Genomic DNA, 25,646 nt, shown 5'->3' with positions numbered 1-25,646 from the left:
GGTCCATGTAGGAGTGAGCCTGCTCGCGATAGCAATGTCATGGGCGATGCAGCTATTCAGCCTAAGACATTGACCGCAGCCGCACTACGACGCTGCAGGTAAATAAAGAACAACGCTGTCAGCACCGTCAAACCGCTGACCAGCGCGCCGGTCCATGGCAAGTCCGCCAGATCGGCGCCACTGGCGACCACCAGTCCGCCAATCCACGCGCCGGTCGCATTGCCGAGGTTGAATGCGCTTTGGTTCAGCGTCGAGCCGAGGTTGGGCGCTTCGTGCGCCTGATCGATAATCAGCAGTTGCAGGATCGGGCACAGGGCGAAAGCAAAAATCCCCCACAACACCAGCGTGATCGCCGCCGGGATGACCGAGTGACTGGTCTGCGTGAACGCCGCCAGCACCACCAGCACAGCCAGTGCCATGCCCACCAGCGAGGGCAGTAAACGGCTGTCCGCCAATCGACCGCCAAGCATGCTGCCCGCCGTCAAACCTACGCCGAACAGCAGCAACATGATGGTCACGCCATGCGGGCTGACGCCGGTGATGTCTTGCAGGATCGGCGCGATGTAGGTGAACACGCTGAACAGGCTGGCCGACGCCAGCACGCTCATGCCCAGCGCCAACAACACATTGATCTTGCCCAGCACCTTGAACTCGCTGGCGAGATTGGCCTTGTCCATGGCGATGTGTTTCGGCAACCAGAGCCATTGCGCGATGGCGGCAATCACACCAATCACCGAGACCGCCCAGAAAGTCGAGCGCCAACCGGCGTATTGCCCAAGCGCGGTGCCCAATGGCACGCCCAGTACGTTGGCCAGCGTCAGGCCGGTGAACATCATCGCAATGGCCTGTGCCCGCTTGTTTGGTGCGACCAGGCCGGCCGCGACCACCGAACCGATGCCGAAGAACGCACCGTGGCATAGGGCCGTGACCACGCGAGCCGCCATCAACGTGGCGTAGTCCGGCGCGAGCGCGCACAAGACGTTGCCCAGAATGAACATCAGCGTCATCCCCAACAATGTCGCCTTGCGCGGCATGTTGGCGGTGCCGACCGCCAGGATCGGCGCGCCGAACACGACGCCCAGGGCGTAGCCGGTGATCAGCAGGCCCGCGTGCGGGATGCTGACGGCGAGGTCGCGAGCGACATCGGGCAACAGGCCCATGATGACGAATTCAGTGGTGCCGATGCCGAACGCGGCAACAGCGAGGGCAAGCAAGGCGAGTGGCATGCGCAAGGTCTCTGTCGGTAGTCTTGACGCTGTGATCAGGCATACGCAGCCCGACGACCGATCTCGGAGAGAGCGGGCATGGACAGTCATTATTGGAATTAGTCTGTGTGCAACTGAGTGCGGCGTGGTCGCTTGCAGTATAAACAGCAGCTGATATATGACGTATCAATTATCTGGGCGCTTCCCGCAGGGAACAAAAACAAATAAAGGAGTGTGCCGTGCTTGCGACGGCTCTGGTGTTGGTGGCGGCGCTGTTGCACGCGGCGTGGAATACCCTGATCAAATTCAGTGCGGAGCGCTTGTTGGTAGTGGCCTGCATGGACAGCGTGGCACTGTTGTTTGTCGCGGTGATGGTGCCGTTCTTGAACGTGCCGCCCATCGACATCTGGCCGTGGATTCTGGCGTCGGCGGCGTTCGAGTTGCTTTACCGTTACCTGCTGATCCAGGCATATCGGGTCGGTGACCTTGGCCTGGTGTACCCGCTGATGCGTGGCTTGTCGCCGCTGGTGGTGCTGACCTTAACGCTGATCTTTGCCGGGGAAGTGCTGACGAACCAGCAGATCTTTGGAATTCTGCTGATCCCGTTCGGTATGGCGTGCCTGCTGTGGCAGGGTGGTGGCGGCGCGCGATTGCCGTGGTCGATGCTACCCGTGGTGGCACTGATCGGCTTGTGCATCGGTTGCTATACCTACATCGACGGCCAGGCGTTGCGGCGCTGGTCTCATCCTCTGGATTATCTGGTCTGGGTCACGTTGCTCAGTGCCTGGCCATTCCCCTTGCTGGCGTTGGTGCGCAAGCGCCCGGCATTCAAGTTGTTCTGGCGTGAACAATGGCGACTGGGGTTGGCGGTCGGGTTCTGTGTGTTGTTCAGCTACGCTCTGGTGCTGTGGGCTATGCAGCTGGGTTCGATTGCCGAAGCGGCGGCGTTGCGTGAGATCAGCGTAATTCTGGTGGTGCTGTTTGGCATGCGTTACCTGAAAGAACCTTTTGGTCGACCGCGACTCCTTGCCTGTGGGCTGGTGATGATTGGCATATTGGTGATGAAGTTTTAATCGAAACCCGAATGTCTAAAACTGAAAAAGGATTGCTCTATGACGGTTGCACTGTGGTGCATTTTGATCGCGATTTTCCTGCCGTATATCTGCACGGGTGTCGCCAAGATCAGTGGCGGGTACAGGCTGAAAGATAACCATGACCCCCGGGATTTTCTTGATTCGCTGGAGGGGTTGGGCAGACGTGCGCATGCCGCGCAACTGAACAGTTTTGAAGTGACCCCGGCATTTGCGGCTGCGGTGATCGTGGCTCACCTAGCGGGCAATGCCGAGCTGGTGACGATCAACGTGCTGTCGGTGTTGTTCATCACTAGCCGGTTGCTGTACATCATTTGCTATTTGGCCGACTGGGCGACTTTGCGGTCGTTGGTGTGGTTTGTCGGGATGGGGTTGATTGTCAGTTTCTTTGTGGTGTCGGTCTGACAGCAACCTCGGCGATTGCGCTGGCCCCTTCGCGGGCAAGCCCGCTCCCACAGGATCTGTGGTGAAACACAAAATTTGTATTCACTGAAGATCAACTGTGGGAGCGAGCCTGCTCGCGAAAGCAATCTAACTGTCGCGGCAGAATTCAAGGTTTAGCGTCGGTCGCATCGGCCACCTGAGGCACTTGTGGCAACGGCGCACCTTTAGGCCACAACATCCAGATCTGCCCCTGCTGTTTCATGTCGCCGGCCAATTGTCCGGCCGTTTCACCTGTGCCCCAGAACAGGTCCGCACGAACCTCGCCGGCAATTGCGCCGCCGGTATCCTGAGCCGCCACCGGGCGAACCAGCGCAGTGCCGTCCGGTTTCGTGGTGGATAGCCACAACAGGCTGCCCAGCGGAATCACTTTACGGTCCACCGCCGCGCTATACCCCGCCGTCAACGGCACATTCAATGAACCGCGAGGCCCTTCGTTGCTGTCCGGGTTACGAGTGAAAAACACATAGCTGGGGTTGCTGGCGAGCAGTTCGGGAATACGAGTCGGGTTGGCTTTGGCCCAGGTGCTGATCGCGCCCATGGTCACGTCTTCTTTCTTCAGTTCACCTTGCTCCACCAGCCAGCGCCCGATGGGCCGATACGGATGGCCGTTCTGGTCGGCGTAAGCGATGCGCAGCTGGCGCCCGTCATCGAGCTGAATACGCCCCGATCCCTGGATTTGCAGGAATTGCAGGTTCATCGGATCGGTCAGCCAGGCAACGACGGGTGCCTTGGCCCCTTTGGTCCCAATCGTTGCCGCATCGTCGTAAGGCTTGAGCACTCGTCCTTCAAGTCGACCGCGCAGGCGTTTGCCTTTGAGCTCCGGGTAGATGCTGTCCAGCGAGACAATGATCATGTCGTCGGGCACGCCGTACACCGGGATGTTTGCGCTGGTGGTCTGGGTCAGGCTGCCCGGGTAGACCGGTTCGTAGTAGCCCGTGATCAAACCATTGGGGTTGTCATTGGCGGCGCGCAGGCCATAGACATCCAGATTCTGTTTCAGGAAGCCGCGGATGTCGGCGGCGGTTTGCGGCACATTGGTGGACGCCGCGCAGGTTGAACCCCAGACCGGGTCGGCCTTGAGTCGGTTGCACGCGCTACGCCACGAGCCGAACCCGGCGATCAGGTCGCTGTCGGACACTGCTGGCAATGCTTCCCAGGTAGCACCGGAATAGGTAGCCAGTGCGTGGGTTTTCGGCTTGTTGTTATCGCCGCCGGTGCAGCCGGCGAGCACGGCCACCATTGGGAGAGCCCACGCGAGGGGGCGACGCCATGCCTTGAAACGGCTGTTCATGGAGTAATTCCTTTGCCGGTTGCCTGAGTGCTCCATGCGCTCAAACAACCCATATTGATAATAGGGCTATTGGTCTTTTCCGATGACGCGAGGATACTGGCCGCCGTTTCCCGTGACCTGTAGCCACCATGACTCTTAAAAGACTTTCTGTTGTATTGCTGGCCTGTCTGACGTTGTCCGCCTGCGGCGGCGTCGACCCGAATTCTCCGCTGGGTCAACGCAAGGCGATCTTCAAGCAAATGCTCAAGACCGGCGAGGACCTGGGCGGTATGTTGCGTGGGCGCATTCCATTTGATGGCCAAAAATTCGCCGACGGCGCCGTGAAGCTCGATGCGCTGTCCCGCGAGCCGTGGAAGCATTTTCCACAGGTGCGCGAAGAAGATCACACCAGCGCCAAGGACAATGTCTGGCAGCAGCAGGCACGTTTTCAGGAAATGTCCCGCGACCTTGAAGCCGCCACCGGTGAGTTGGTGATTGCCAGCCAGGTCCAGCCCTACAAGGCCAGCAACCTGGGGCCGGCGGTGCAGAAAGTCGAGGATGCCTGTAGTGCCTGTCATAAACAGTTTCGGGATCATTGATTCTCGCTTGTTGATCGTTCCCACGCGGTGCGTGGGAACGATCAGTCCTGAACTGATCCTTACTTGTCCAGCTCATCGAGGGCGTCCTGCAATTCCTTGCGGGCCTCGGCGAGTTTGTCTTTGCGTTTGTTGATTTTGTCGGGGTCGCCGTTCTTCATGGCTTTGTCGAGATCGGCCTGACGCTTGCTGACTTCGCGCTTGGCGTCGAGGACTTTGTTTTCCCGTTCTTTCTTCAGCGAGGCGTCAGTGCAGTGTTCGGTGACCTCGCGCAAGGCAGTCTCCAGGCCGGCCTGCTGGTCGGCATTGCCGTGTGACTTGGCCAGTTCGATCTGATTGATGATGCCCTGTTTCTTGGCCGCGCAGCCGGTCAGTTCCGGTGCTTCTTCAGCAGCTATCAGTGGAGCGGCCATCACGCTGCAAAAGGTCAGCAGGACGAGCGGTGAAAGAAATTTCATAAAAGCTCCATGTGCAAAGACAAGCGGGTCGGTGTGGCGATGGGCGTTGGAGCGCATCGACACCCGGGGGTTCCCGGGCTGCCGGGCGTTACCGGTCTTTAAAAACCGTCAATGCCGGCAATACGTAATGTTTCACTCAAGGCCAGGACCTGCGGATCGCGGAAAAACGCGCTCAATTGGGTCGCACGTCCCGGGCCGATACCGGCTTCAGCCTGCCATTGTTCGGTGTTTCGATTCGCCAGTTCCTGCCATGAGTCGGCAAGCTTTGCCTGGCCGGTCGGCGGCAACCCCAAGGCTTTAAGCCAGCGAGCGAACGGGCGTTGCCGCGCACTGTTGAAACTGTCTATCAGGCGAGCGCTGCTGCGTTCGCCGAAGCCATCAATGTTAGCAAGCTCCCGGGCATCGAGGGTCAACCAATCCAGCAGGCCGTTGAGATGGCCTGTTTCGAAAAGTTTCTCCCAGGTGCCGGCGCCGACGTGGGGTAAGGCCAGGCCCCGCTTGCCACTGAGCCAGGTCAGTCGCGCGAGAAATTGACTTTCGCATCCCGGTGTCGGCTCCCAGCAACTCAAATGATGGAAGGCGGCAGCCTGCGGAACATTCAGTTGAGGGCGTTCGGTGCTGCGCAGCACAACGCTGTCGAGCCTGGGAATGGTCAGCCCGGCGAGGCTGATGGACACCTGGTCGCCGGGGAGGATGTCCAGCTCTGCCCAGCGCCGCAGGGAGCTGACGCTCACGCGTTTGATCTGCCGGTCATCCAGCGTCACCGGTTTGAGGTGCAGTACGGGGGTGATTCGTCCGGTACGACCGATCTTGAATTCGACTTTTCGCACCTCGGCCAGCGCCTGGGCAAAAGGGTATTTCCAGGCGACGGCCCAGTAGGGTGATTTAGCCTGCCAGCGTTCAGCCGAGGGGCGCTGATTTTGCCGCAAGACAACGCCATCGCTGGCAAACGGCAGGGGCGAGCGATACCAGCGATCGCGCCAGTGTTCGGCATCGGCCAAGGTCCGAACCGGCTGGCTGTAGGGTGCCATGCTCGGGAAGCCCAAATCCTCCAGCGCCGCGATACGTTCGGGCACAGTGGCCGGGCCTTGTGGCCAGTCCCAGACAAACAGCCTGATGTTGTCGGCGTGCTTCGGGTCGAGTGCCTTGCGAGCCATCAAGCCGGCCACCATGGAGCGGGCATTGAGGCTGCCGGCCTTCGCTTGTACATGGTCAGTCAGGTGCCAATAAAGTTCGCCTTGCACCTGCACGTCCAGCGGTTGTGCAAGTTGTCGGGGGATGCCGGGAACCTGTCGCGCCGAAGAAGTCCAGTCCTGCCCGTGGATGCCGTCGCCCCGGCTTATCGCCTGATACAACAGGCCATTGCGATAGGTCAGCGTCACGGCGACACCGTCGACCTTGGGTTGTATCCAGATGCCCTCGCGATCACGCAGCCAGTGTTCAACAGCTCGGCCATCGCGCAGTTTGTCCAGACCCGTGTGGGCGATGGGGTGGGCTAACTTTCCACCCGCAGTGCGCAACGGTTCGGGAGCCAGACCCACGTCAAAACACTCACGCCATGCGATCAGTTGTGCGCGGGACTGATCATAGATTTCGTCGGCAACCAGAGAGCGCCCGCCCCGGTGATAGTGGTCGTCCCACAAGTCGATCTGTTTTTGCAGGGCGGCAATTTCGTCGAACGCGCGGGCGGCAGGCCAGTCAGGGCAGTCGGCTGCGTTTGAAGGCAGGCAAATCAGCGTCAGAAAAAAAGCGGAAAACAGGCGCAGAAGCATCGTGAGCGTCCTTGCTCAAATGAAGTTCTGGAAGGCTAGGACGGATTTAAGAATCGAGGCGGCCGGGAGTTTTTCGGCGTGTGTCGACGGGCAATAAAAAGCCCCGCACGGCGAACCGTGCAGGGCTTTTGGTACCGCCGGGGAAGTCTTACAGGCCGGCTGCCTGACGCAGGTCGTCGGCGCGGTCGGTTTTTTCCCAGGTGAACGTGGTGAAGGTGTCTTCGCCCACGGTCTTGGTGGCCGGGGTGCGACCGAAGTGGCCGTACGCCGCGGTTTCCTGGTACATCGGGTGCAGCAGGTCGAGCATGGTGGTGATTGCGTATGGACGCAGGTCGAACACTTCGCGAACCAGTTTGACGATTTTGTCGTCGCTGATCTTGCCGGTGCCGAAGGTGTTCAACGAGATCGACGTAGGCTGGGCAACACCGATCGCGTAGGAAACCTGAATCTCGCAGCGCTCGGCCAGGCCGGCAGCGACGATGTTCTTGGCTACGTAACGACCTGCGTAAGCGGCCGAACGGTCAACCTTCGATGGATCTTTACCGGAGAACGCGCCGCCACCATGGCGAGCCATGCCGCCGTAGCTGTCGACGATGATCTTGCGACCGGTCAGGCCGCAGTCGCCAACCGGGCCACCGATGATGAACTGGCCAGTCGGGTTGATGTGGAACTGGGTGTCCTTGGTCAGCAGTTCGGCAGGCAGTACGTGCTTGACGATCAGCTCCATCACGCCTTCGCGCAGGTCTTTGTACGACACTTCCGGGTTGTGCTGGGTCGACAGAACAACGGCGTCGATACCAACAACCTTGCCGCCTTCGTAACGGCAAGTCACTTGCGACTTGGCGTCCGGGCGCAGCCATGGCAGCAGGCCGGATTTACGGGCTTCGGCCTGGCGCTGAACCAGTTGATGCGAGAACGTGATCGGTGCTGGCATCAGCACGTCGGTTTCGTTGCTGGCGTAGCCGAACATCAGGCCTTGGTCGCCGGCACCCTGATCTTCAGGCTTGGCACGGTCAACACCTTGGTTGATGTCTGGGGACTGCTTGCCGATGATGTTCATCACACCGCAAGTGGCGCCGTCGAAGCCGACATCGGAGCTGTTGTAGCCGATGTCCAGAATGACGTTACGCACGATTTCTTCCAGATCGACCCAAGCCGACGTGGTGACTTCGCCGGCGATGATGGCAACGCCGGTTTTTACCAGAGTCTCGCACGCCACACGGGCGAACTTGTCTTCAGCAATGATGGCGTCCAGCACCGCATCGGAAATCTGGTCGGCGATTTTGTCCGGATGTCCTTCAGACACGGACTCGGAGGTGAAGAGGGAGTATTCGCTCATCTCGATGTTTTCCTGAATTTACCGATGGTGAGTGTCGCCAGTCGGTCGCTGAAAGTGGCGAACCTGGATCTGGAAACCATTACGTAAGCCTACATAGAGGCTTTCCCCGGGAACGAGTCCCGCAGCGGTGGCCCAACGGGCCAAATCGTCCTGTTCAAACCCCAACCAGAGATCACCGCAGGCCTCCCTGGCCCAACTCTGATTGTGGCTACATAACTCTGTCACGAGCAGGCTACCGCCCGGTTGCAGCAAGTCGGCCATGTGCTTGAGCGCTTCGGCCGGCGCGGCGAAATGGTGCAATACCATGTTCAGTACAACGCAATCGGCATGAAGGCTGACACCGTTCAATGCATCGGCCAATTGCAGGCTGACGTTAGCCAGCTTTTCACGCTCGCATACCTGGCGCGTCAGTTCGAGCATCGCCGGGCTGTTGTCCAGCGCCGTGACCTGCGTGAAGCGACGTGCCAGTTCCGGCAGAAATTCGCCGTCACCCGGGCCGACTTCAATGGCCGTGGCATCTTTGCTGAAACTCAACTTGTCGAGCAATGCCACCACGCTTTCGCGGTACTGCGGCAGGCCGGCGATCAAGTCTTGCTGGGCACGGAATTTCTCCGCCACCCGTGAGAAAAAGTCCTGGCTGGCCGCCGCTCGTTGCCCATGCACCTGACCGATCCGCGACTGCACATCGGCAGGCAGGGTCAGGTTGTCTACTTCTTCCAGCAAGGCAGCGTGCAGCTTGCCGCCTAGCAGGTCGGTGTGGGGCAGGGCGCGACGGTAGAAAATCGCGTTGCCTTCACGGCGGGTCGCCACCAGGTCGGCCTGGGCCAATACCTTGAGATGGTGACTCATGCCGGACTGGCCGATGCCGAAGATCTGCGCCAGCTCCAGTACGCCGAACGAATCGTTGGCCAGTGCGCGTAATACATTCAGACGCAGAGGGTCGCCGCCAGCCTTGCAGAGGGCCGCCAGCTCGTCGCAATCGTCATGTTGAATGGAAGGCACGCGTAAATTCATAAGGCCAGCAGTCTAGTGACGGGTAGAAATCACTGCAAGAGCAATATCAAAAAGTTTTGATATTGCTCGATAGATGGCACTTCCAGGCTTGCCATTCACTCTACAAACGAATAGCAGAAAGGTTTCATCAGCCGAAACCTTGGTAATCCATTGGAAAAACGCCTCCAGATGACTATCTGTCATTGCCCCGAGGCGTCCGGGTGAGGGAAAATGCTCGCCTTTTTTCCGATTCATTTTATTCACTCTCGATTCAATATCCGCAGGAGATCAGCGATGCCAAGCCGTCGTGAGCGTGCCAACGCCATTCGTGCCCTCAGCATGGATGCCGTGCAAAAAGCCAACAGCGGCCATCCGGGTGCCCCTATGGGTATGGCGGATATCGCCGAAGTGCTGTGGCGTGACTACCTCAAGCACAACCCGAGCAATCCATCGTTCGCCGACCGTGACCGCTTCGTGCTGTCCAACGGCCATGGCTCGATGTTGATCTACTCGCTGCTGCACCTGACTGGCTACGACCTGTCGATCGACGATCTGAAACAATTCCGCCAACTGCACAGCCGCACCCCGGGTCACCCGGAACTCGGCTACACCCCAGGCGTTGAAACCACCACCGGTCCACTGGGCCAAGGCCTGGCCAACGCCATCGGTTTTGCCCTGGCTGAAAAAGTCATGGCCGCACAATTCAACCGTCCGGGCCACAACATCGTCGATCACCACACCTACGTTTTCCTGGGTGATGGCTGCATGATGGAAGGCATTTCCCACGAAGTCGCTTCCCTGGCCGGTACCTTGGGCCTGGGCAAGCTGATCGCCTTCTATGATGACAATGGCATTTCCATCGACGGCGAAGTCGAAGGCTGGTTCACCGACGACACGCCGAAGCGTTTCGAAGCCTACAACTGGCAGGTGATCCGCAACGTCGACGGTCACGACCCTGAAGAAATCAAGACCGCGATCGAGACTGCACGCAAAAGCACGCAGCCAACCCTGATCTGCTGCAAGACCACCATCGGTTTCGGTTCGCCGAACAAGCAAGGCAAGGAAGACTGCCACGGCGCCCCACTGGGTGACGCGGAAATCGCCCTGACCCGCGCGGCTCTGAAGTGGAACCACGGTCCGTTCGAAATCCCGGCCGACATCTACGCCGAGTGGGACGCCAAGGAAGCCGGTAAAGCGGTCGAAGCCGAGTGGGATCAGCGTTTCGCTGCTTACTCCGCCGCGTTCCCTACCGAAGCCAACGAACTGATCCGTCGTCTGAGCGGTGACCTGCCAGCCGACTTCAGCGAAAAAGCCGCAGCCTACATCGCCGAAGTGGCGGCCAAAGGCGAAACCATCGCCAGCCGTAAAGCCAGCCAGAACGCGCTGAATGCCTACGGCCCGATGTTGCCGGAATTCCTCGGCGGCTCGGCTGACCTGGCCGGTTCCAACCTGACCCTGTGGAAAGGTTGCAAAGGCGTCACCGCCGAAGACGCCAGCGGCAACTACATGTACTACGGCGTTCGCGAGTTCGGCATGACTGCCATCATGAACGGCGTTGCCCTGCACGGCGGCCTGGTGCCTTACGGCGCGACCTTCCTGATGTTCATGGAATACGCTCGCAACGCAGTGCGCATGTCGGCCCTGATGAAGCAGCGTGTGATCCATGTCTACACCCACGACTCCATCGGTCTGGGCGAAGACGGCCCGACTCACCAGCCAATCGAGCAACTGACCAGCCTGCGCAGCACGCCGAACCTGGACACCTGGCGTCCGGCTGACGCCGTTGAAGCGGCGGTGTGCTGGAAGTTCGCGCTGGAGCGTAAAGACGGTCCTTCGGCCTTGATCTTCTCGCGTCAGAACCTGCAGCACCAAACCCGTGACGCCGGCCAGATCGCCGACATCAGCCGTGGTGGTTATGTGCTGAAGGACTGCGCAGGCGAGCCTGAGCTGATCCTGATCGCCACCGGTTCCGAAGTGGGCCTGGCGGTTCAGGCCTTCGACAAACTGACTGAGCAAGGCCGCAAGGTGCGCGTGGTTTCCATGCCTTGCACCAGCGTGTTCGATGCCCAGGACGCCGGCTACAAGCAAGCGGTCCTGCCGTTGCAGGTCAGCGCCCGTATCGCCATCGAAGCCGCCCATGCGGACTTCTGGTTCAAGTACGTGGGCCTGGAAGGTCGCGTGATCGGCATGACCACCTACGGCGAGTCGGCGCCTGCGCCTGCCTTGTTCGAAGAGTTCGGCTTCACCCTGGAAAACATCCTGGGTCAGGCTGAAGAGTTGCTGGAAGACTGATCCAGAAAATGTGTCGTCTGGGCTGACGCCATCGCGGGCAAGCCCGGCTCCTACAGATCACGTTGACTTGTAGGAGCCGGGCTTGCCTGCGATAGCGGTCTAACGGATTCACCACGGTAATCGAGAACCCCATGCCTCAACCGCGTCCTTACAAAGTTGCACTCAACGGCTACGGCCGGATTGGTCGTTGCGTCTTGCGTGCGTTGTTTGAGCGGGGCGAGAAGGCCGGGTTTGAAATTGTCGCGATTAACGATCTGGCCGACATGGCCAGCATCGAATACCTGACGCGCTTTGACTCCACTCACGGGCGATTTCCCGGTGAAGTGCGGGTTGACGGCGACTGTCTGCATATTCAAGGCGACTGCGTGAAGGTCCTGCGCAGTGCCACCCCCGAAGGCATCGATTGGGCGTCGTTGGGCGTCGATCTGGTGCTGGAGTGCTCCGGCGCTTATCACACCCGTGAAGACGGTCAGCGTTTCCTCGACGCCGGTGCGCCACGGGTACTGTTTTCCCAGCCGATGGCCAGCGAGTCGGATGTCGACGCCACCATCGTCTACGGCGTGAACCAGGATTGCCTGACCGGCGACGAGCTGCTGGTGTCCAACGCGTCCTGCACCACCAACTGCGGCGTGCCGCTGTTGCGCCTGCTGGATCAGGCCATTGGCCTGGAATACGTGTCGATCACCACCATTCACTCGGCGATGAACGATCAGCCGGTCATTGATGCCTATCACCACGAAGACCTGCGCCGTACCCGTTCGGCGTTTCAATCGGTGATCCCGGTGTCCACCGGTCTGGCGCGCGGCATCGAACGCCTGTTGCCGGAACTTGCCGGGCGAATTCAGGCCAAAGCCGTACGGGTGCCGACGGTGAACGTGTCTTGCCTCGATATTACGATGCAGACCGTCAGCGATACCGACGCCACCGAGGTCAACCGGATACTGCGCGAAGCCGCCACCAGCGGCCCGCTCAAAGGCCTCCTGGCCTATACCGAGTTGCCTCACGCCAGTTGTGATTTTAACCATGACCCACATTCGGCGATCGTCGATGCCAGTCAGACCCGAGTTTCCGGCCCGCGGCTGGTAAACATCCTGGCCTGGTTCGACAACGAATGGGGGTTTGCAAACCGGATGCTGGACGTTGCAGAACACTATCTGCAAACAGCTATTTCCAAACCTGAATCACCACTCTCTACCTCTCAAAATCAGTAACCCAGGAATTGCGACCCATGACCGTGTTGAAGATGTCCGACCTCGATCTGCAAGGTAAGCGCGTACTGATTCGCGAAGACCTCAACGTCCCAGTCAAGGACGGTGTTGTCACCAGCGATGCGCGAATCCTGGCTTCGCTGCCGACCATCAAGCTGGCCCTGGAAAAAGGCGCGGCCGTGATGGTCTGCTCGCACCTTGGCCGTCCTACCGAAGGCGAATTTTCCGCCGAGAACAGCCTCAAGCCTGTCGCTGACTACCTGAGCAAGGCGCTGGGTCGTGAAGTGCCGCTGGTCGCTGACTATCTGGGCGGCGTCGATGTGAAGGCCGGCGAGATCGTGCTGTTCGAAAACGTGCGCTTTAACAAGGGCGAGAAAAAGAACGCTGACGAGTTGGCCCAGCAATACGCGGCCCTGTGCGACGTGTTCGTGATGGACGCCTTCGGCACCGCTCACCGTGCCGAGGGTTCGACCCACGGCGTGGCCAAGTTCGCCAAAGTCGCCGCCGCAGGCCCGTTGCTGGCTGCCGAGCTGGACGCACTGGGCAAAGCCCTCGGCGCCCCGGCCCAGCCAATGGCTGCCATCGTTGCCGGCTCCAAGGTGTCGACCAAGCTCGACGTGCTGAACAGCCTGAGCCAAATCTGCAACCAGTTGATCGTCGGCGGCGGCATTGCCAACACCTTCCTGGCCGCTGCCGGTCACCCGGTCGGCAAGTCCCTGTACGAACCTGACCTGCTGGACACCGCTCGCGAAATCGCCGCCAAAGTCAGCGTGCCGTTGCCGGTGGATGTTGTGGTTGCCAAGGAATTCGCCGAAAGCGCCACCGCGACTGTCAAACTGATCGCCGACGTGGCCGCCGACGACATGATCCTGGACATCGGTCCACAGACCGCGGCGAATTTCGCCGAGCTGCTGAAATCGTCGAAAACCATCTTGTGGAACGGCCCGGTCGGCGTGTTCGAATTCGACCAGTTCGGCAACGGCACCAAAGTCCTGGCCCAAGCCATCGCCGAAAGCACGGCGTTCTCTATCGCGGGCGGTGGCGACACCCTGGCGGCCATCGATAAATATGGCGTTGCCGAGCAGATCTCCTACATTTCTACCGGCGGTGGCGCATTCCTCGAATTCGTCGAAGGCAAAGTGCTGCCAGCCGTTGAAGTTCTGGAAAGCCGGGCCAAGGCCTGAGGCCATCCCGTTGACCAGGCAAAGGAGTGGTTACATGGTCAGGTTGTTAACGCTGTTGATCGTCGCGGGCTCATTGGCGGCTTGCGGGAGTAACCCGAAAGCCACGCCGGAGCCCGCGCCGTCCGCGCTGCAAAACGGTTGCTACCAGGCCGATTGGCAAGCGGAAACCAACCCGGTGCTCAACAAGCGTTCCGGGCCGGATGGCCTGGATAAATACGAGACACAGACCCCGGCCAAGGAACATGGTTGCCCTTGACGGGTCTGACACTTTACTCAGGGCTGGCGGCGTGCGCCGTCAGTCGAGGAACATGGATGAAAGGTTTTATCGCCGTTACGGCGCTGGCGTTGCTGGCCGGTTGCGCACAGTTGAACCTGTTCCAGTCGTCCGCCCCTGTGGATAACTGGACCACCTGGACGTGCGACAGCCAGGCCAAAGTGCTGTGGCGCTACACCGACGACAGCCGCAAGGAAGTCGACGTGCGCCTGGGCGGGGCCGATCAGGTCTACCGCCTGAAGCTTGAGCCAGGCGCCGAAGGTTCGCTGTACAGCAACGACATGCTGGCGTTTCACGTAAAAGGTGAGGAAGGCCTGGTGTACTGGGTCGCCACCAATGATTTGATCGGCCGTGGCTGCAAGTTGTAGCAGCTGCCGAAGGCTGCGTTCGGCCGCGAAGCGGTCGTCTGATGTGAATTGAATGGCAGCCCGGGCCTAACCCCCGATCTGCAATAACTTGAATAGCCGCCGCCGCTACGGCAGGCTGGCACGATTAACGACCCTCAACCGGGAGAGACACACACAATGGCACTTATCAGCATGCGCCAGATGCTGGACCACGCAGCCGAGTTCGGCTACGGCGTTCCAGCCTTCAACGTCAACAACCTTGAGCAGATGCGCGCCATCATGGAAGCCGCTGACAAGACTGACTCTCCGGTGATCGTCCAGGCTTCGGCCGGTGCTCGCAAATACGCTGGCGCCCCGTTCCTGCGCCACCTGATCCTGGCGGCGATCGAAGAATTCCCGCACATCCCGGTGTGCATGCACCAGGACCACGGCACCAGCCCTGACGTCTGCCAGCGCTCCATCCAACTGGGCTTCAGCTCGGTGATGATGGACGGTTCCCTGGGCGAAGACGGCAAGACCCCGACCGACTACGACTACAACGTCCGTGTTACCCAACAAACCGTGGCCATGGCTCACGCCTGCGGCGTTTCGGTAGAAGGCGAGCTGGGCTGCCTGGGTTCGCTGGAAACCGGCATGGCCGGTGAAGAAGACGGCATCGGCGCCGAAGGCGTTCTGGATCACAGCCAAATGCTGACCGACCCGGAAGAAGCCGCTGACTTCGTCAAACGCACTCAAGTTGATGCCCTGGCCATCGCCATCGGCACCAGCCACGGCGCGTACAAGTTCACCAAGCCGCCTACCGGCGACGTACTGGCCATCGACCGCATCAAAGAAATCCACAAACGCATCCCGAACACCCACCTGGTGATGCACGGTTCGTCTTCGGTTCCGCAAGAGTGGCTGGCGATCATCAACCAGTACGGCGGCGACATCAAAGAAACCTACGGCGTACCGGTTGAAGAAATCGTCGAAGGCATCAAGCACGGCGTGCGCAAGGTCAACATCGACACCGACCTGCGTTTGGCGTCCACCGGCGCAATGCGTCGCCTGATGGCCACCAACCCGAGCGAATTCGACCCGCGTAAGTTCTTCGGCGCGACCGTGACTGCGATGCGTGATGTGTGTATCGACCGTTATAACCAGTTTGGTACTGCTGGTAATGCTTCGAAGATCAAGCCGATCTCGCTGGAAGGCATGTATCAGCGTTACTTGAAGGGTGAGTTGAACGCCAAGGTTAACTAAGGCCTTCAGCGTTTGAGTTGTATAAAAAACCCGCTGCGAGGCGGGTTTTTTGTTTTCTGAGCGTTGGGTTACGGAGCTTTAGGCTTTTCAAAACCACGCTGTTCAATCACCCCAAACACATCAGCAATGTCTTGGACCATGATCCGGGCGATGTTGGTGACGGTGTTGATGTCGTTCTCGGCGTAATCGGTGAGGCAGGTGCAGGCCATCAGGTTCAAGTATTTGAGGGCGGCGTTGAGGCGTTCGCGTAGCGCGGTAGGGTGTGTCTGAGGAAATAGGGGATGGGGTTTGGGGCTGCTTCGCAGCCCAGTGGGAGCAAGCTCCCTCGCCACAGTCGGAGGCGTCCTGTGAGTTTTTCAGACCCTGTAGCAGCTGCCGAGCCCGCGAGGCTGCGTTCGACTGCGCAGCAGTCGTAAAACCTGCGAATGCGTTTCTTCAGATGCACCGCGTCAGGCATCTCACGACTGCTACGCAGCCGAACGCAGCCTCGCGGGCTCGGCAGCGGCTACAGGGATAGGCGGGTGGTCATTTATCGTGATCAATATCCAGCTTGCTGAACGTCACTTTGCCGCCCTCGCTGGTGTACCCGGTGTTGTCCTGCACATACACCCCGGCCTTGAAATACAGCGGCTTCACCCGCCACGTCGCGCTGATGTTGGTGTCCCATTGATACCCCGCCGCGCTGATACCCAATGCGCCGCCAGGGCTCAGGTGGATGAGGTAGGAAAACTCCTGATCCAGCTTCACGCCGGTCGCAATGGTAATCACCCGACCTACGTCATCATCCGGGTGCATGCGCACTTTGGCGACGATGTTGCCGGTCGCGGTTTTGGTTTTGTATTGATACTCGACCTTCACCAAGGGCTTCTGGCTTTCATAGGCGTGGATCTGGCCGATGACGAGTTTCCCTGAGCTGGGGACCTGATTCACCGCCAGGGTCGCGCGCAACATATTGTCGGCATCCGGGTAATACCAATTGCGCAGGGTGCCGTTGCTGTAGGTTTCGCGAAGTTCGGTTCGTGGATAGATGGCGTTTTCAGTCTTTGAGCCGGTCACCGGGGACCAGAAGAACAACGTGCCGGTGTCGGAGTGGAAGTATTGATCCTTGAAGCCGTCCACCAGTTTTGAAGTTTCAACGGTGTAGGGCGGGCTGCCGACGGGAACGCTGAGGTTCCAGGTTGCGAGATCGATCATAGACAAAGCTTCCACAAATTTTTGCTGCACGCACGTGCCAGAAGCTCTAGCACGCGCATCGGGGGGCGGTCTTTATAAGCGTACGAGGCCACTTTGTTAATGCCTGCCCGGCAGAGATTTGGCGTCAACGTCCTGTCGAAAGGCCATCTATCCCGGTTTTCGGGGCTCTCAGGACCGACCGTTAGTCGGCAAATTAACGTGATGGTTAAATGATGGCGCTCTGATGGCTTCTGCTTTTGCGGTTCCCGGTCTAGAGTGCAGGCTAAGTATTTGTCCGGTTTTCACGAGAAACCGGTCTGACGTCCCGACAAGAGAAGCAGCATGGAATGCGCGCAACCCACGCCAACCGACGGCAGCTCAATCCTTTTAATCGTCGATGATTACCCTGAAAACCTGATCAGCATGCGCGCGTTGCTCCAGCGCCAGGACTGGCAGGTCATGACCGCCGCCTCCGGCTTCGAAGCGCTCAGCCTGTTGCTCGAACACGAAGTCGACCTGGTGCTGCTCGATGTGCAGATGCCGGGTATGGACGGTTTTGAAGTGGCGCGCCTGATGCGTGGCAGTCAACGAACCCGCCTCACGCCGATTATCTTCCTGACGGCCAATGAACAATCCCAGGACGCGGTGATCAAGGGCTACGCCAGCGGCGCGGTGGATTATCTGTTCAAACCGTTCGACCCGCAGATTCTCAAACCCAAAGTGCAGGCCTTGCTGGAACACCAGCGCAATCGCCGTGCGTTGCAGCGCTTGAGCCACGACCTGGAAGTCGCTCGCGCCTTTAATGCCTCGGTGCTGGAGAACGCGGCCGAAGGCATTCTGGTGGTGAGTGAGGACGGGGTAATCCGTTTCGCCAACCCGGCCATGTCGCGGCTGCTGAATGCCACGGTGCAGGATCTGCAAGGCAAAGAGTTTCTGGATTTCCTGCAAAAACCGCACATCCCAGTCTGGCTGGATTCCGAGATTTACAGCGGTTACAAGCGTGGCGAAACCTTGCGCCTGCATGACGCGATGCTGCGTACCACGCCCGGTCAACAGGTGCCGGTGGCGCTGTCATGCGCGCCGTTGCCCGCGGAACAACACGCGATGGTGGTGACGGTGCTGGACATGTCGGTAGTGCGTCATCTGCATCAGCAACTGGAGTTCCAGGCCGTTACCGACCCGTTGACCGGCCTGCTCAATCGCCGGGGGTTCTACCAGACCGTGGAAAACCTGTTGCTGCGCGGTGAGCGCGCCGACAGCGCTTGGGTGTTGCTGTACCTGGACCTTGACGGGTTCAAGCGGGTCAATGATTCCCTCGGCCATGATGCCGGCGACCGTGTGCTGCGCTGGGTGTCCGAGCAGTTGAAGGCGTGCTTGCGCCCCTTCGACATTCTGGCACGCATGGGCGGCGATGAATTTACCGCGCTGCTGGACCTGGAGTTTCCCGAACAGGCGGCGAAGATTGCCGAGAAGCTCATCGAGCGGGTATCGATCTGTCAGCAGATTGATGGGCTGGACATCGCGTTGGGCGCCAGCATCGGGATTGCGACGTACCCGGATTGCGGGGCCAACCTCGACGGCTTGTTGCGGGCCTCGGACATTGCCATGTACGAAGCCAAGCGAGCGGGCCGTCAGCAGTACCGCTTTTACGATCACGAAATGAACGGCCGCGCGCGTTCGCGGCTGATGCTCGAAGAAAGTGTGCGCACGGCCATCGAAAACCGTGATTTCAATTTGGTCTATCAACCTCAGGTATCCATCGCCAGCGGGCAACTGCGCGGGTTCGAGGCCTTACTGCGCTGGCACCACCCGAGTGTGGGCGATGTCCCGCCGGGGCTGTTTCTGCCGTTGCTGGAAGAGGCGCGGCTGATCAGTCGGTTGGGCAGCTGGATTTATCATCGCGGGGCCGGGCAGCGAAAGGCCTGGGAAACCCTGTTTGCCGACGACCTGGTGCTCGGGGTCAGTTTGAGCAGCACCCAGTTCGGCATGCCCAACCTGGTCACCGAGTTACGCCAGGTGCTGGAACGCCATGGCCTGCAACCGCGTCATCTGGAAGTCGAGGTGACGGAAGAAGCGCTGATGCAAAACCCTGAAGAAGCCCGCAAGACCCTTCGTTTGCTGCGCAACCTTGGGGTGCGGGTGGCACTGGATGACTTTGGTTCGGGGGCTTGCTCCTTGACCCATCTGCGCGACCTGGAGCTGGACACACTCAAGTTCGACCGGCACTTGATTGCCCGGTTACCCGAGTCCTCGCGGGATGCAGCGCTGGTGCGCAATGTGATCGACCTGTGCAAGCAATATGGAATGCTCGTGATCGCCGAAGGCGTGGAAACGCTTGCTCAATATCAATGGCTGCAAGCGAATGGCTGTGAGTACGTGCAAGGTTTTCTGGTGGCGCGGCCGATGATGTCCGAAGATGTCGGCGACTTTGTGCAGCCGTTCGACTGGAGCGCACTGAACAGTTGAATTCGCTACACTGGCGACCTTTTCGTGATTCGTGTTGCCGCCCCAATGACCGCGTTGAAATACCTCCAGGCCTATCCTGCTGCATTGCAGGATCAAGTGCGCCAGCTGATCGCCGAAGATCGGCTGGGCGACTACCTGAGCAAGCGCTACCCGGAAAAGCACGGTGTGCAGAGTGACAAGGCGCTGTACACCTACGCGCTGGACCTCAAGCAGGAATACCTGCGCAATGCTCCGTCCATCGACAAAGTGCTGTTCGACAACCGTCTGGACCTCACGCATCGTGCCCTGGGCTTGCACACCACCATCTCGCGGGTGCAGGGCGGCAAGCTCAAGGCCAAGAAAGAAATTCGCGTGGCCTCGCTGTTCAAGGACGCGCCTTCAGAGTTTCTGAAAATGATCGTGGTGCATGAACTGGCGCACTTTAAAGAGTCAGATCACAACAAGGCGTTCTACAAGCTGTGTGAACACATGTTGCCGGGGTATCACCAGGTGGAGTTCGACCTGCGTGTGTACCTGACCTGGCGGGACATGCAGTAACCGATCAACTGCCGGGAGTGTTTGAATGGAAGTCAGCAAGACCAAGAGCAGCTTCTACCGCCGGTTATACGTGGCGTACCTGATCGACAGCGGGCTGGCCAGCAGCGTCCCGGCCCTGACCGACGTGACCGGCATGCCCCGGCGCACGGCGCAGGACACGATTGCGGCATTGGCGGATCTGGACATCATTTGCGAGTTCGAGCAGGAAGAGGGCGCGCGCAATCATGCGGGGCGCTATCGGATTCGTGAGTGGGGGGCRATTGATCGGGGATGGATCGAGCGGAATTTGCGGCAGATAAAAGTGGTGCTTGAGTACCCCTGATTTCTGCGGTGCCGCGGGTGACGCCATCGCGGGCAAGCCCGGCTCCCACAGGGATCTACTGAGTGGCATAGAAAGTAGTCACACTTCAGACCCCACAAGGTTCAATTGTGTGGCATAGACAGTGGGCACACTACTGATCCCTGTGGGAGCCGGGCTTGCCCGCGATGAGGCCTTTAAGGTCGACGCATCCCGATGTGTGGAATGTCATCCTCCAGATATTCCTCGCCCGCCACGACAAACCCGTACTTCCCGTAATAGCCCTGCAAATGTGCCTGAGCCGACAGATAAACCGGCGTGCCCGGCCAGTGCTTTTCAGCCTGCTTTAACGCCTGTGCCATCAGTTCGTGCCCGAGCCCGGCGCCACGTGCCGCCGGGGCAACAATCACCCGGCCGATTACCACATCGCCACCCTGCGTCTGTGGGTCAAGCAATCGCAGGTAACCCACCAGCCGATTCTCGTCCCACGCCATTAAATGGCAGGTGTCACCTTCCAGATCCTGGCCATCGATGTCCTGATAAACGCATTTCTGCTCGACGACAAACACCTCCGTACGCAGTTGCAGAATGGCGTACAACTGCTCTTTGCCCAGATCACTGTGGTGTTTGCAGATCCAATCAATAGTCATCTTCACTTTCCTTGAACATCGTCACGCCGATACTAAGCGTCCTGAAGATGGATGTCTTTATGGTCGGTAAATCTGTGACAAAGGCCAAAATGCCATCATTCATTTCGCTCGGCGTGGTCTTCTTTGTGTAATCTGCGATGACGCGCTGTGCAGTGGCTTCAATGAGCTAATGTTGAGTACCGGGTGCCGGTATAGGGATCTTGGAGTCTGGGCTGAAAAACACGTCGGGCAACCCGCCCGCTAAGGATTTTCTAGCATGCCGCGATTGCATCGAGCTTGTGCTTTGATTGTATTGCTGTTGCTGACACAGGGCGCGGCAGCGGAAAAGCTGCGACTGGTCGCCGATGCCTGGCCACCCTTTACCGATGCCACGCTGGTCAACGGCGGGTTGGCGACGGACATTGTCAGCACCGCGCTGGCCCGGGCCGGCTATGCCAGTGATTTCGAACAGGTGCCTTGGGCGCGAGCCCTGATGGGCGTGGGCGAGGGGCGGTATGACGTCTTGGTTAATGCCTGGTACACCAATGAACGCACCAAGCTTGGCCAGTTCTCCGGCGAGTATCTGCTTAATCGCGTGCGCTTTCTGAAGCGCAAAGACGCCCCCATCGAATACAACAACTTGCAGCAACTGCACACTTATCCGATTGCAATCGTGCGCGGGTATGCCTATTCCCCTGAGTTCGATGACGACGCATCGTTGCAGAAAGTCCCGGTGCATAACTTTTCCATGGCGGTGCGCATGGTTGCAGCGGACCGGGTCAAGTTGACGCTTGAAGATGAATTCGTCGCCCGTTATTACCTGGCGCGCGAAACCTCCAAAGTGCGCAATGCCGTGGAGTTTTTGCCCAAACCGTTGAGCGAGAACAGCCTGCACATATTGGTCAGTCTGAAAAACCCGCAACACGAACAGATTGTCGCCAGTTTCGACCGCGAGATTGCCGAGATGAAGGCGGATGGCAGTTATGAGCGTCTGATGAAGCAACATGGGATGTAAGGCTGATCCAGGGTGTCTGGTGTGGCCGATGCCTTCATCGCGGGCAAGTCGCACCGCCGCTCCCACACTGATCCAGGGTGTTGCAAAGATCTCCCGTGGGTGCCGGGCTTGCCCGCGATGAGGCCGGCCCAGACAACACACAACTTAGTCTTCGCTGGTGTCTTTAATCAAATGCGCCGCCAACGTCCGCAACGGTCCCAGCTGCCGACAAATCAACGCCAATTGCGTCTGCACCAGCCGCTGCCCTTCATCGATTTCATCCGGCATCTGCTCAAGGGTGTTGGCCAGCGCCTCTTCCTCATCACTCTGAATGGCAATCGGCTGTTTGCTTGCCAGGCCTTGGGCGATTTCGTCGATGCTCGCGGCCAGGCTCACACCGGCGCCGTCGATCAACTGTTCACGCACCTCCGCTGGCAGTGGGGTTTCGCGATGCGCCCCCAGCCCGGACAAATAGCTGAGCAACGTGTGTGACAGCACCAGAAAACGAAAGCCGACATCCGCTTCCTTACGGAAATGCCCGGGCTCCATGAGCATGTTGGCCAGCGTCGTCGACAACGCCGCGTCAGCGTTGTGCGCATTGCGTCGCGCCAGGCGATACGCCAGGTCGTCACTTTTGCCAGACGCGTATTGCTGCATGATCTGGCGCAGGTAAATGCTGTTGCAGGTGAGGGTGTTGGCCAGCACCTTGTTCAGGCGCCGACCCTGCCAGTCCGGCAGGAACAGGAACACCGCCAGCCCGGCGATCAGGCTGCCGAGCAAGGTATCGAGCAGCCGCGGCAGGAACAGCCCGTAACCGTCGCCGACCTGGTTGAAGCAGAACAGCACCATCAAGGTGATCGCCGCCGTGGCCAAGGTGTAGCGAGTCGTACGGTTGATAAAGAACACCACTCCGGCGGCGATCGCAAAGCACGACTGGATCAACGGATTGGGAAACAGATCGAACAGCGCCCAGGCCAGGGTCAGGCCGATCGCGGTGCCGATGATCCGTTGGCCGAGTTTGCGGCGGGTGGCGCCGTAGTTCGGCTGACACACGAACAGCGTGGTGAGGATGATCCAGTAGCCCTGGGACGGGTGAATCAAGTGCACCATGCCGTAGCCGATGCTCAACGCGAGGGGCAAACGCAGTGCATGGCGGAACAGCAACGACGTTGGCGTCAGTTGTGTGCGCAAGCGCATCCACACATCTTTGAGGTTGCGCGGCGAACGGTCGAGCAGGCTGCTGTCGGTGGCATCGGCCAGCGCATCGGGGTTGCTCGCGTCGCTGAGCAAACGGTCGAGTGTCGCCAGGTTGGCCGCCAGTGCCCGCAGCGAGCGCAACAGGCCTCGCCAGGCCGGGTTGCTCTGGATGCGCAGGTGTTCGATGGAGGCGTTCAGATCGCCCAGGGCTTCGGCGAAACTCGCGTCATAGATGAACGGCTGGCGCATCTGGATCGATTCGGCGAGGGCGCGGCACGCCTTGCCTTGCTGACGTAGCAGGCGCTGGCAGCGGAACAGCACGTCGCTGTGGAAAAAGGCCTCGGCGAGTGCGTTGTAGGGGTAGTGCGAAGAACTGGCGCGCTCGTGGATGTCCTGGGCGAGGAAATACAATTTCAGGTAGCGACTGACTTTCGAGCCCGGCCGCCCATTGCCGACCCGGTGCAGAATGATTTCCTTGGCCGCGTTCAATGCCGCCACCACACGCCCATTCTGCTGGGCCAGTTCCAGGCGCCGCGCTTCCACGTCCATCTGCCGGATCGGCTCGAACAGCGACGACTTGAGCTTCAGGTAAAAACCCAGTTCGCGGAACAACCGCGCCAGGCTCTGCTGCACAGGCTGGTTGGAAAACATCGCCTGCCACAGCACCGACAGCAAACCGTACCAGGCCGCACCGGCTACCAGTAGCACCGGTTCATGCCAGAAATCGGTGACCGCACCACCGCGCTGGTCCACGCCGATCATCGTGTAGACCGAGAGAATCAGCGTCGCCGAGGCAATGGCGCCATAACGTTCGCCGAGGGCGCCGAGCATCGTCAGGCCGAAGCTGGCCAGGGCCAGGGCGATGATGAATATGTAGGGGTAGGGAAACAGCAGTTCGACGGAGAAGGCCGCGACGCTGAAACACACCAGCGTCACGGCCAGCGCGTTGAGGCGGCCCTGCCAACTGTCGTCGGTCTCGGCCAGGGCGCTGGCGATAATCCCCAGGAACAACGGGATTAGCAGGCCCATTTCATCCTGATACCAACAGACCGCCATGCTGCCGGTCAGGGCGATGAACACTCGCACGCTGTAGCTGAATTTATCCAGCGCCCAGAGGCGACGCAGAGACTGACGAAGAGGAGTCGATGACATGAAGTGCGAAGGCCTTCCGAGGCAATGACGCTAAATTGAGCCAGTAATGACGCCGACGCAATGGCGCCGATCACATCTGACAGCAAAATCTGTTCCTTGATACCACACATGGTCAATGTAGGAGCCGAGCTTGCTCGCGATAGCGGTCTAACGTTCAGCATCATTGTTGAACGTTAATCTGTCATCGCGAGCAAGCTCGGCTCCTACAGGTATTGCGCTGAATCAGGTGTATTGCGCGGCGGCGTAGCCGGAGGCCCACGCCCACTGGAAGTTGAAACCGCCCAGATGCCCGGTGACATCCAGCACTTCACCGATGAAGTACAACCCCGGGCTTTTCAGCGACTCCATGGTTTTGGATGACACTTCGTTCGTGTCGACGCCGCCCAGCGTCACCTCGGCCGTACGATAACCTTCGGTACCGGCCGGCACCACTTTCCAGCTCGCCAGTTTCTCGGCGATGTCGGCAATTTCCGCGTGGGTGTACTGCTTCATCGGTTTGGACACGAACCAGTTGTCCGCCAGCAGGTTGGCCATCTTCTTGGTGAAGATTTCCCCCAGCAGGGTTTTCAGTTCGCTGTTCGCGCGTTCAGCCTGCTGCTGTTGCAGCCAGGCGTGTACGTCGTGGTCCGGCATCAGGTTGATCTCAACCGTGTCGCCGGATTCCCAGAACGAAGAAATCTGCAAAATCGCCGGGCCACTGAGGCCGCGGTGAGTGAACAGGATGTTCTCGCGGAAACTTTGATCGTTGCAGCTCACCAGGCAATCCACCGATGTACCGGACAGCTCGGTGCAAAGCTCTTTGAGCTGATCGGTGATGGTGAACGGCACCAGGCCGGCGCGGGTTGGCAGCAAGTCGTGGCCAAACTGTTTGGCGACTTGATAGCCGAAACCGGTCGCGCCCAGCGTCGGGATCGACAGGCCGCCCGTGGCGATCACCAGGGATTCGCAGGTGATTTGGTCTAGCGTCGTGTCCAGCAGATAACCGCTTTCGAGTTTCTCGATGGTCTGGATCGAGGTGTCCAGGTGCAGGCTGACGCCGACCTGATCGCATTCGTTGAGCAGCATCTCCAGGATGTCGCTGGATTTGTTATCGCAGAACAGTTGGCCGAGCTTCTTCTCGTGGTACGGCACGCCGTGTTTGGCGACCATGCCGATGAAGTCCCACTGGGTGTAGCGCGCCAGTGCAGATTTGCAGAAGTGTTCGTTTTGCGAGAGGAAATTGCCTGGTTCGGTGTACATGTTGGTGAAATTGCAGCGGCCACCGCCCGACATCAGGATTTTTTTGCCGGCCTTGTTTGCATGGTCGAGCAACATCACCTTGCGCCCGCGCCCGGCGGCGGTCAGCGCACACATCAACCCTGCGGCGCCAGCGCCAATGATCACGACTTCGGTAGAGCGCAAAACGATGTCCTCTTCATGTAACACCACAAAACAAACTGTGGGAGCCAACTTTGCCCGCGATGAGGCCTGCACATTCAACATCAT

24 protein-coding genes and 1 pseudogene are annotated in these 25,646 nt (G+C 59.5%); 13 read left to right on the top strand and 12 right to left on the bottom strand.

All coding sequences use genetic code 11. From position 1 onward, the window contains the following. Window positions 1–56: 56 nt before the first annotated feature. Window positions 57–1,226 (bottom strand): MFS transporter, encoded by a 1,170-nt coding sequence (locus AC1D2P_RS09495; RefSeq protein WP_109785607.1) that lies wholly within the window; start codon window positions 1,224–1,226, stop codon window positions 57–59. 218 nt (window positions 1,227–1,444) lie between these two features. Here AC1D2P_RS09495 and AC1D2P_RS09490 point away from each other — a divergent pair, with 218 nt between their 5' ends. Next, on the top strand, window positions 1,445–2,278 hold the full coding sequence (locus tag AC1D2P_RS09490) for an EamA family transporter (protein ID WP_046029796.1): 834 nt from the start codon (window positions 1,445–1,447) through the stop codon (window positions 2,276–2,278). Between the two features lie 39 nt (window positions 2,279–2,317). Next, complete coding sequence (locus AC1D2P_RS09485; protein ID WP_046029797.1) at window positions 2,318–2,701, top strand: MAPEG family protein; 384 nt, start codon at window positions 2,318–2,320, stop codon at window positions 2,699–2,701. 145 nt (window positions 2,702–2,846) lie between these two features. Here the strand turns inward: AC1D2P_RS09485 and mltA are convergent, their stop codons facing one another. Continuing rightward, window positions 2,847–4,031, bottom strand: a complete 1,185-nt coding sequence (mltA, locus tag AC1D2P_RS09480; protein ID WP_109785606.1) for a murein transglycosylase A — start codon at window positions 4,029–4,031, stop codon at window positions 2,847–2,849. Between the two features lie 128 nt (window positions 4,032–4,159). On the opposite strand from mltA, the gene AC1D2P_RS09475 reads away from it, so the two are divergent. Beyond that, window positions 4,160–4,609: a c-type cytochrome gene (locus tag AC1D2P_RS09475; RefSeq protein WP_077431124.1), complete on the top strand. Its 450-nt coding sequence runs from the start codon at window positions 4,160–4,162 to the stop codon at window positions 4,607–4,609. 59 nt (window positions 4,610–4,668) lie between these two features. Here the strand turns inward: AC1D2P_RS09475 and AC1D2P_RS09470 are convergent, their stop codons facing one another. From AC1D2P_RS09470 to AC1D2P_RS09450, 5 genes are all read right to left on the bottom strand, one after another. Next, window positions 4,669–5,064 carry a DUF1090 domain-containing protein gene (locus tag AC1D2P_RS09470; protein ID WP_109785605.1) on the bottom strand — a complete coding sequence of 132 codons (396 nt, stop codon included), beginning with the start codon at window positions 5,062–5,064 and terminating at the stop codon, window positions 4,669–4,671. A gap of 98 nt (window positions 5,065–5,162) precedes the next feature. Continuing rightward, window positions 5,163–6,836, bottom strand: a complete 1,674-nt coding sequence (gene ligB, locus AC1D2P_RS09465) for an NAD-dependent DNA ligase LigB (RefSeq protein ID WP_109785604.1) — start codon at window positions 6,834–6,836, stop codon at window positions 5,163–5,165. A gap of 148 nt (window positions 6,837–6,984) precedes the next feature. Beyond that, a complete protein-coding gene (metK, locus tag AC1D2P_RS09460; RefSeq protein ID WP_046029802.1) occupies window positions 6,985–8,175 on the bottom strand; it encodes a methionine adenosyltransferase in 1,191 nt (396 codons plus the stop codon). An 18-nt stretch (window positions 8,176–8,193) separates the two neighbouring features. Next, window positions 8,194–9,189, bottom strand: a complete 996-nt coding sequence (locus AC1D2P_RS09455) for an ArsR/SmtB family transcription factor (protein WP_046029803.1) — start codon at window positions 9,187–9,189, stop codon at window positions 8,194–8,196. A 12-nt stretch (window positions 9,190–9,201) separates the two neighbouring features. Then, complete coding sequence (locus tag AC1D2P_RS09450) at window positions 9,202–9,423, bottom strand: hypothetical protein (protein ID WP_146206163.1); 222 nt, start codon at window positions 9,421–9,423, stop codon at window positions 9,202–9,204. Between the two features lie 39 nt (window positions 9,424–9,462). Here AC1D2P_RS09450 and tkt point away from each other — a divergent pair, with 39 nt between their 5' ends. The 6 genes from tkt to fba all read left to right on the top strand — a co-directional run bounded on the left by tkt (window position 9,463) and on the right by fba (window position 15,715). Continuing rightward, window positions 9,463–11,460, top strand: coding sequence for a transketolase (tkt, locus tag AC1D2P_RS09445; protein WP_077431127.1), 1,998 nt, complete (start codon window positions 9,463–9,465; stop codon window positions 11,458–11,460). Window positions 11,461–11,591: 131 nt separating this feature from the next. Beyond that, a complete protein-coding gene (gene epd, locus AC1D2P_RS09440; protein ID WP_077431128.1) occupies window positions 11,592–12,671 on the top strand; it encodes an erythrose-4-phosphate dehydrogenase in 1,080 nt (359 codons plus the stop codon). Between the two features lie 17 nt (window positions 12,672–12,688). Continuing rightward, window positions 12,689–13,852, top strand: coding sequence for a phosphoglycerate kinase (locus AC1D2P_RS09435; RefSeq protein WP_046029806.1), 1,164 nt, complete (start codon window positions 12,689–12,691; stop codon window positions 13,850–13,852). A 34-nt stretch (window positions 13,853–13,886) separates the two neighbouring features. Beyond that, on the top strand, window positions 13,887–14,108 hold the full coding sequence (locus AC1D2P_RS09430; RefSeq protein WP_109785603.1) for a hypothetical protein: 222 nt from the start codon (window positions 13,887–13,889) through the stop codon (window positions 14,106–14,108). Window positions 14,109–14,164: 56 nt separating this feature from the next. After that, a complete protein-coding gene (locus tag AC1D2P_RS09425) occupies window positions 14,165–14,494 on the top strand; it encodes an MliC family protein (protein WP_046029808.1) in 330 nt (109 codons plus the stop codon). A gap of 156 nt (window positions 14,495–14,650) precedes the next feature. Further along, a complete protein-coding gene (fba, locus tag AC1D2P_RS09420; RefSeq protein WP_007945427.1) occupies window positions 14,651–15,715 on the top strand; it encodes a class II fructose-bisphosphate aldolase in 1,065 nt (354 codons plus the stop codon). 68 nt (window positions 15,716–15,783) lie between these two features. On the opposite strand, the pseudogene AC1D2P_RS09415 reads toward fba, so the two are convergent. After that, window positions 15,784–15,966: pseudogene (locus AC1D2P_RS09415) on the bottom strand (fructose-bisphosphate aldolase); the annotation flags it as partial. Window positions 15,967–16,240: 274 nt separating this feature from the next. After that, entirely contained in the window at window positions 16,241–16,909 is a 669-nt protein-coding gene (locus AC1D2P_RS09410) for a polysaccharide lyase family 7 protein (protein ID WP_109785602.1), read from the bottom strand. 321 nt (window positions 16,910–17,230) lie between these two features. Here AC1D2P_RS09410 and AC1D2P_RS09405 point away from each other — a divergent pair, with 321 nt between their 5' ends. Genes AC1D2P_RS09405 through AC1D2P_RS09395 form a run of 3 tightly spaced genes read left to right on the top strand, consistent with a single transcriptional unit; the run spans window position 17,231 to window position 20,213 of the window. Next, window positions 17,231–19,354 carry a putative bifunctional diguanylate cyclase/phosphodiesterase gene (locus tag AC1D2P_RS09405; RefSeq protein WP_109785601.1) on the top strand — a complete coding sequence of 708 codons (2,124 nt, stop codon included), beginning with the start codon at window positions 17,231–17,233 and terminating at the stop codon, window positions 19,352–19,354. Between the two features lie 45 nt (window positions 19,355–19,399). Then, the gene (locus AC1D2P_RS09400; RefSeq protein WP_109785600.1) at window positions 19,400–19,891 is read left to right on the top strand and encodes a M48 metallopeptidase family protein; all 492 of its coding nucleotides are present in this window, start codon (window positions 19,400–19,402) and stop codon (window positions 19,889–19,891) included. A gap of 25 nt (window positions 19,892–19,916) precedes the next feature. Continuing rightward, the gene (locus AC1D2P_RS09395) at window positions 19,917–20,213 is read left to right on the top strand and encodes a winged helix-turn-helix domain-containing protein (RefSeq protein ID WP_046029819.1); all 297 of its coding nucleotides are present in this window, start codon (window positions 19,917–19,919) and stop codon (window positions 20,211–20,213) included. A 173-nt stretch (window positions 20,214–20,386) separates the two neighbouring features. On the opposite strand, the gene AC1D2P_RS09390 is transcribed toward AC1D2P_RS09395, so the two are convergent. Beyond that, on the bottom strand, window positions 20,387–20,839 hold the full coding sequence (locus tag AC1D2P_RS09390) for a GNAT family N-acetyltransferase (protein WP_046029820.1): 453 nt from the start codon (window positions 20,837–20,839) through the stop codon (window positions 20,387–20,389). A gap of 256 nt (window positions 20,840–21,095) precedes the next feature. Between AC1D2P_RS09390 and AC1D2P_RS09385 the strand changes: the two genes are divergently transcribed. Next, window positions 21,096–21,833, top strand: coding sequence for a substrate-binding periplasmic protein (locus AC1D2P_RS09385; RefSeq protein WP_046029822.1), 738 nt, complete (start codon window positions 21,096–21,098; stop codon window positions 21,831–21,833). Between the two features lie 144 nt (window positions 21,834–21,977). Here the strand turns inward: AC1D2P_RS09385 and yccS are convergent, their stop codons facing one another. Together yccS and AC1D2P_RS09375 are read right to left on the bottom strand one after the other, a co-directional pair. Continuing rightward, complete coding sequence (gene yccS / locus AC1D2P_RS09380) at window positions 21,978–24,161, bottom strand: YccS family putative transporter (protein ID WP_109785599.1); 2,184 nt, start codon at window positions 24,159–24,161, stop codon at window positions 21,978–21,980. 222 nt (window positions 24,162–24,383) lie between these two features. Continuing rightward, a complete protein-coding gene (locus AC1D2P_RS09375) occupies window positions 24,384–25,562 on the bottom strand; it encodes a BaiN/RdsA family NAD(P)/FAD-dependent oxidoreductase (protein WP_046030057.1) in 1,179 nt (392 codons plus the stop codon). Between the last annotated feature and the right edge of the window lie 84 nt (window positions 25,563–25,646).

This window comes from Pseudomonas sp. P1_F1_2 (assembly GCF_056405815.1).
Note: the sequence above shows the minus strand (reverse complement) of the source record. Positions and strands in the feature narration are given on the sequence as shown.

Bases quoted from the DNA above. Each gene is read 5' to 3' on its own strand.
- AC1D2P_RS09495 (WP_109785607.1), bottom strand. From the start codon at position 1,226: ATGCCACTCGCCTTGCTTGCCCTCGCTGTTGCCGCGTTCGGCATCGGC.
- AC1D2P_RS09485 (WP_046029797.1), top strand. From the start codon at position 2,318: ATGACGGTTGCACTGTGGTGCATTTTGATCGCGATTTTCCTGCCGTAT.
- mltA (WP_109785606.1), bottom strand. From the start codon at position 4,031: ATGAACAGCCGTTTCAAGGCATGGCGTCGCCCCCTCGCGTGGGCTCTC.
- AC1D2P_RS09475 (WP_077431124.1), top strand. From the start codon at position 4,160: ATGACTCTTAAAAGACTTTCTGTTGTATTGCTGGCCTGTCTGACGTTG.
- AC1D2P_RS09470 (WP_109785605.1), bottom strand. From the start codon at position 5,064: ATGAAATTTCTTTCACCGCTCGTCCTGCTGACCTTTTGCAGCGTGATG.
- ligB (WP_109785604.1), bottom strand. From the start codon at position 6,836: ATGCTTCTGCGCCTGTTTTCCGCTTTTTTTCTGACGCTGATTTGCCTG.
- metK (WP_046029802.1), bottom strand. From the start codon at position 8,175: ATGAGCGAATACTCCCTCTTCACCTCCGAGTCCGTGTCTGAAGGACAT.
- AC1D2P_RS09455 (WP_046029803.1), bottom strand. From the start codon at position 9,189: ATGAATTTACGCGTGCCTTCCATTCAACATGACGATTGCGACGAGCTG.
- AC1D2P_RS09450 (WP_146206163.1), bottom strand. From the start codon at position 9,423: ATGAATCGGAAAAAAGGCGAGCATTTTCCCTCACCCGGACGCCTCGGG.
- tkt (WP_077431127.1), top strand. From the start codon at position 9,463: ATGCCAAGCCGTCGTGAGCGTGCCAACGCCATTCGTGCCCTCAGCATG.
- epd (WP_077431128.1), top strand. From the start codon at position 11,592: ATGCCTCAACCGCGTCCTTACAAAGTTGCACTCAACGGCTACGGCCGG.
- AC1D2P_RS09435 (WP_046029806.1), top strand. From the start codon at position 12,689: ATGACCGTGTTGAAGATGTCCGACCTCGATCTGCAAGGTAAGCGCGTA.
- AC1D2P_RS09430 (WP_109785603.1), top strand. From the start codon at position 13,887: ATGGTCAGGTTGTTAACGCTGTTGATCGTCGCGGGCTCATTGGCGGCT.
- AC1D2P_RS09425 (WP_046029808.1), top strand. From the start codon at position 14,165: ATGAAAGGTTTTATCGCCGTTACGGCGCTGGCGTTGCTGGCCGGTTGC.
- fba (WP_007945427.1), top strand. From the start codon at position 14,651: ATGGCACTTATCAGCATGCGCCAGATGCTGGACCACGCAGCCGAGTTC.
- AC1D2P_RS09410 (WP_109785602.1), bottom strand. From the start codon at position 16,909: ATGATCGATCTCGCAACCTGGAACCTCAGCGTTCCCGTCGGCAGCCCG.
- AC1D2P_RS09405 (WP_109785601.1), top strand. From the start codon at position 17,231: ATGGAATGCGCGCAACCCACGCCAACCGACGGCAGCTCAATCCTTTTA.
- AC1D2P_RS09400 (WP_109785600.1), top strand. From the start codon at position 19,400: ATGACCGCGTTGAAATACCTCCAGGCCTATCCTGCTGCATTGCAGGAT.
- AC1D2P_RS09390 (WP_046029820.1), bottom strand. From the start codon at position 20,839: ATGACTATTGATTGGATCTGCAAACACCACAGTGATCTGGGCAAAGAG.
- AC1D2P_RS09385 (WP_046029822.1), top strand. From the start codon at position 21,096: ATGCCGCGATTGCATCGAGCTTGTGCTTTGATTGTATTGCTGTTGCTG.
- yccS (WP_109785599.1), bottom strand. From the start codon at position 24,161: ATGTCATCGACTCCTCTTCGTCAGTCTCTGCGTCGCCTCTGGGCGCTG.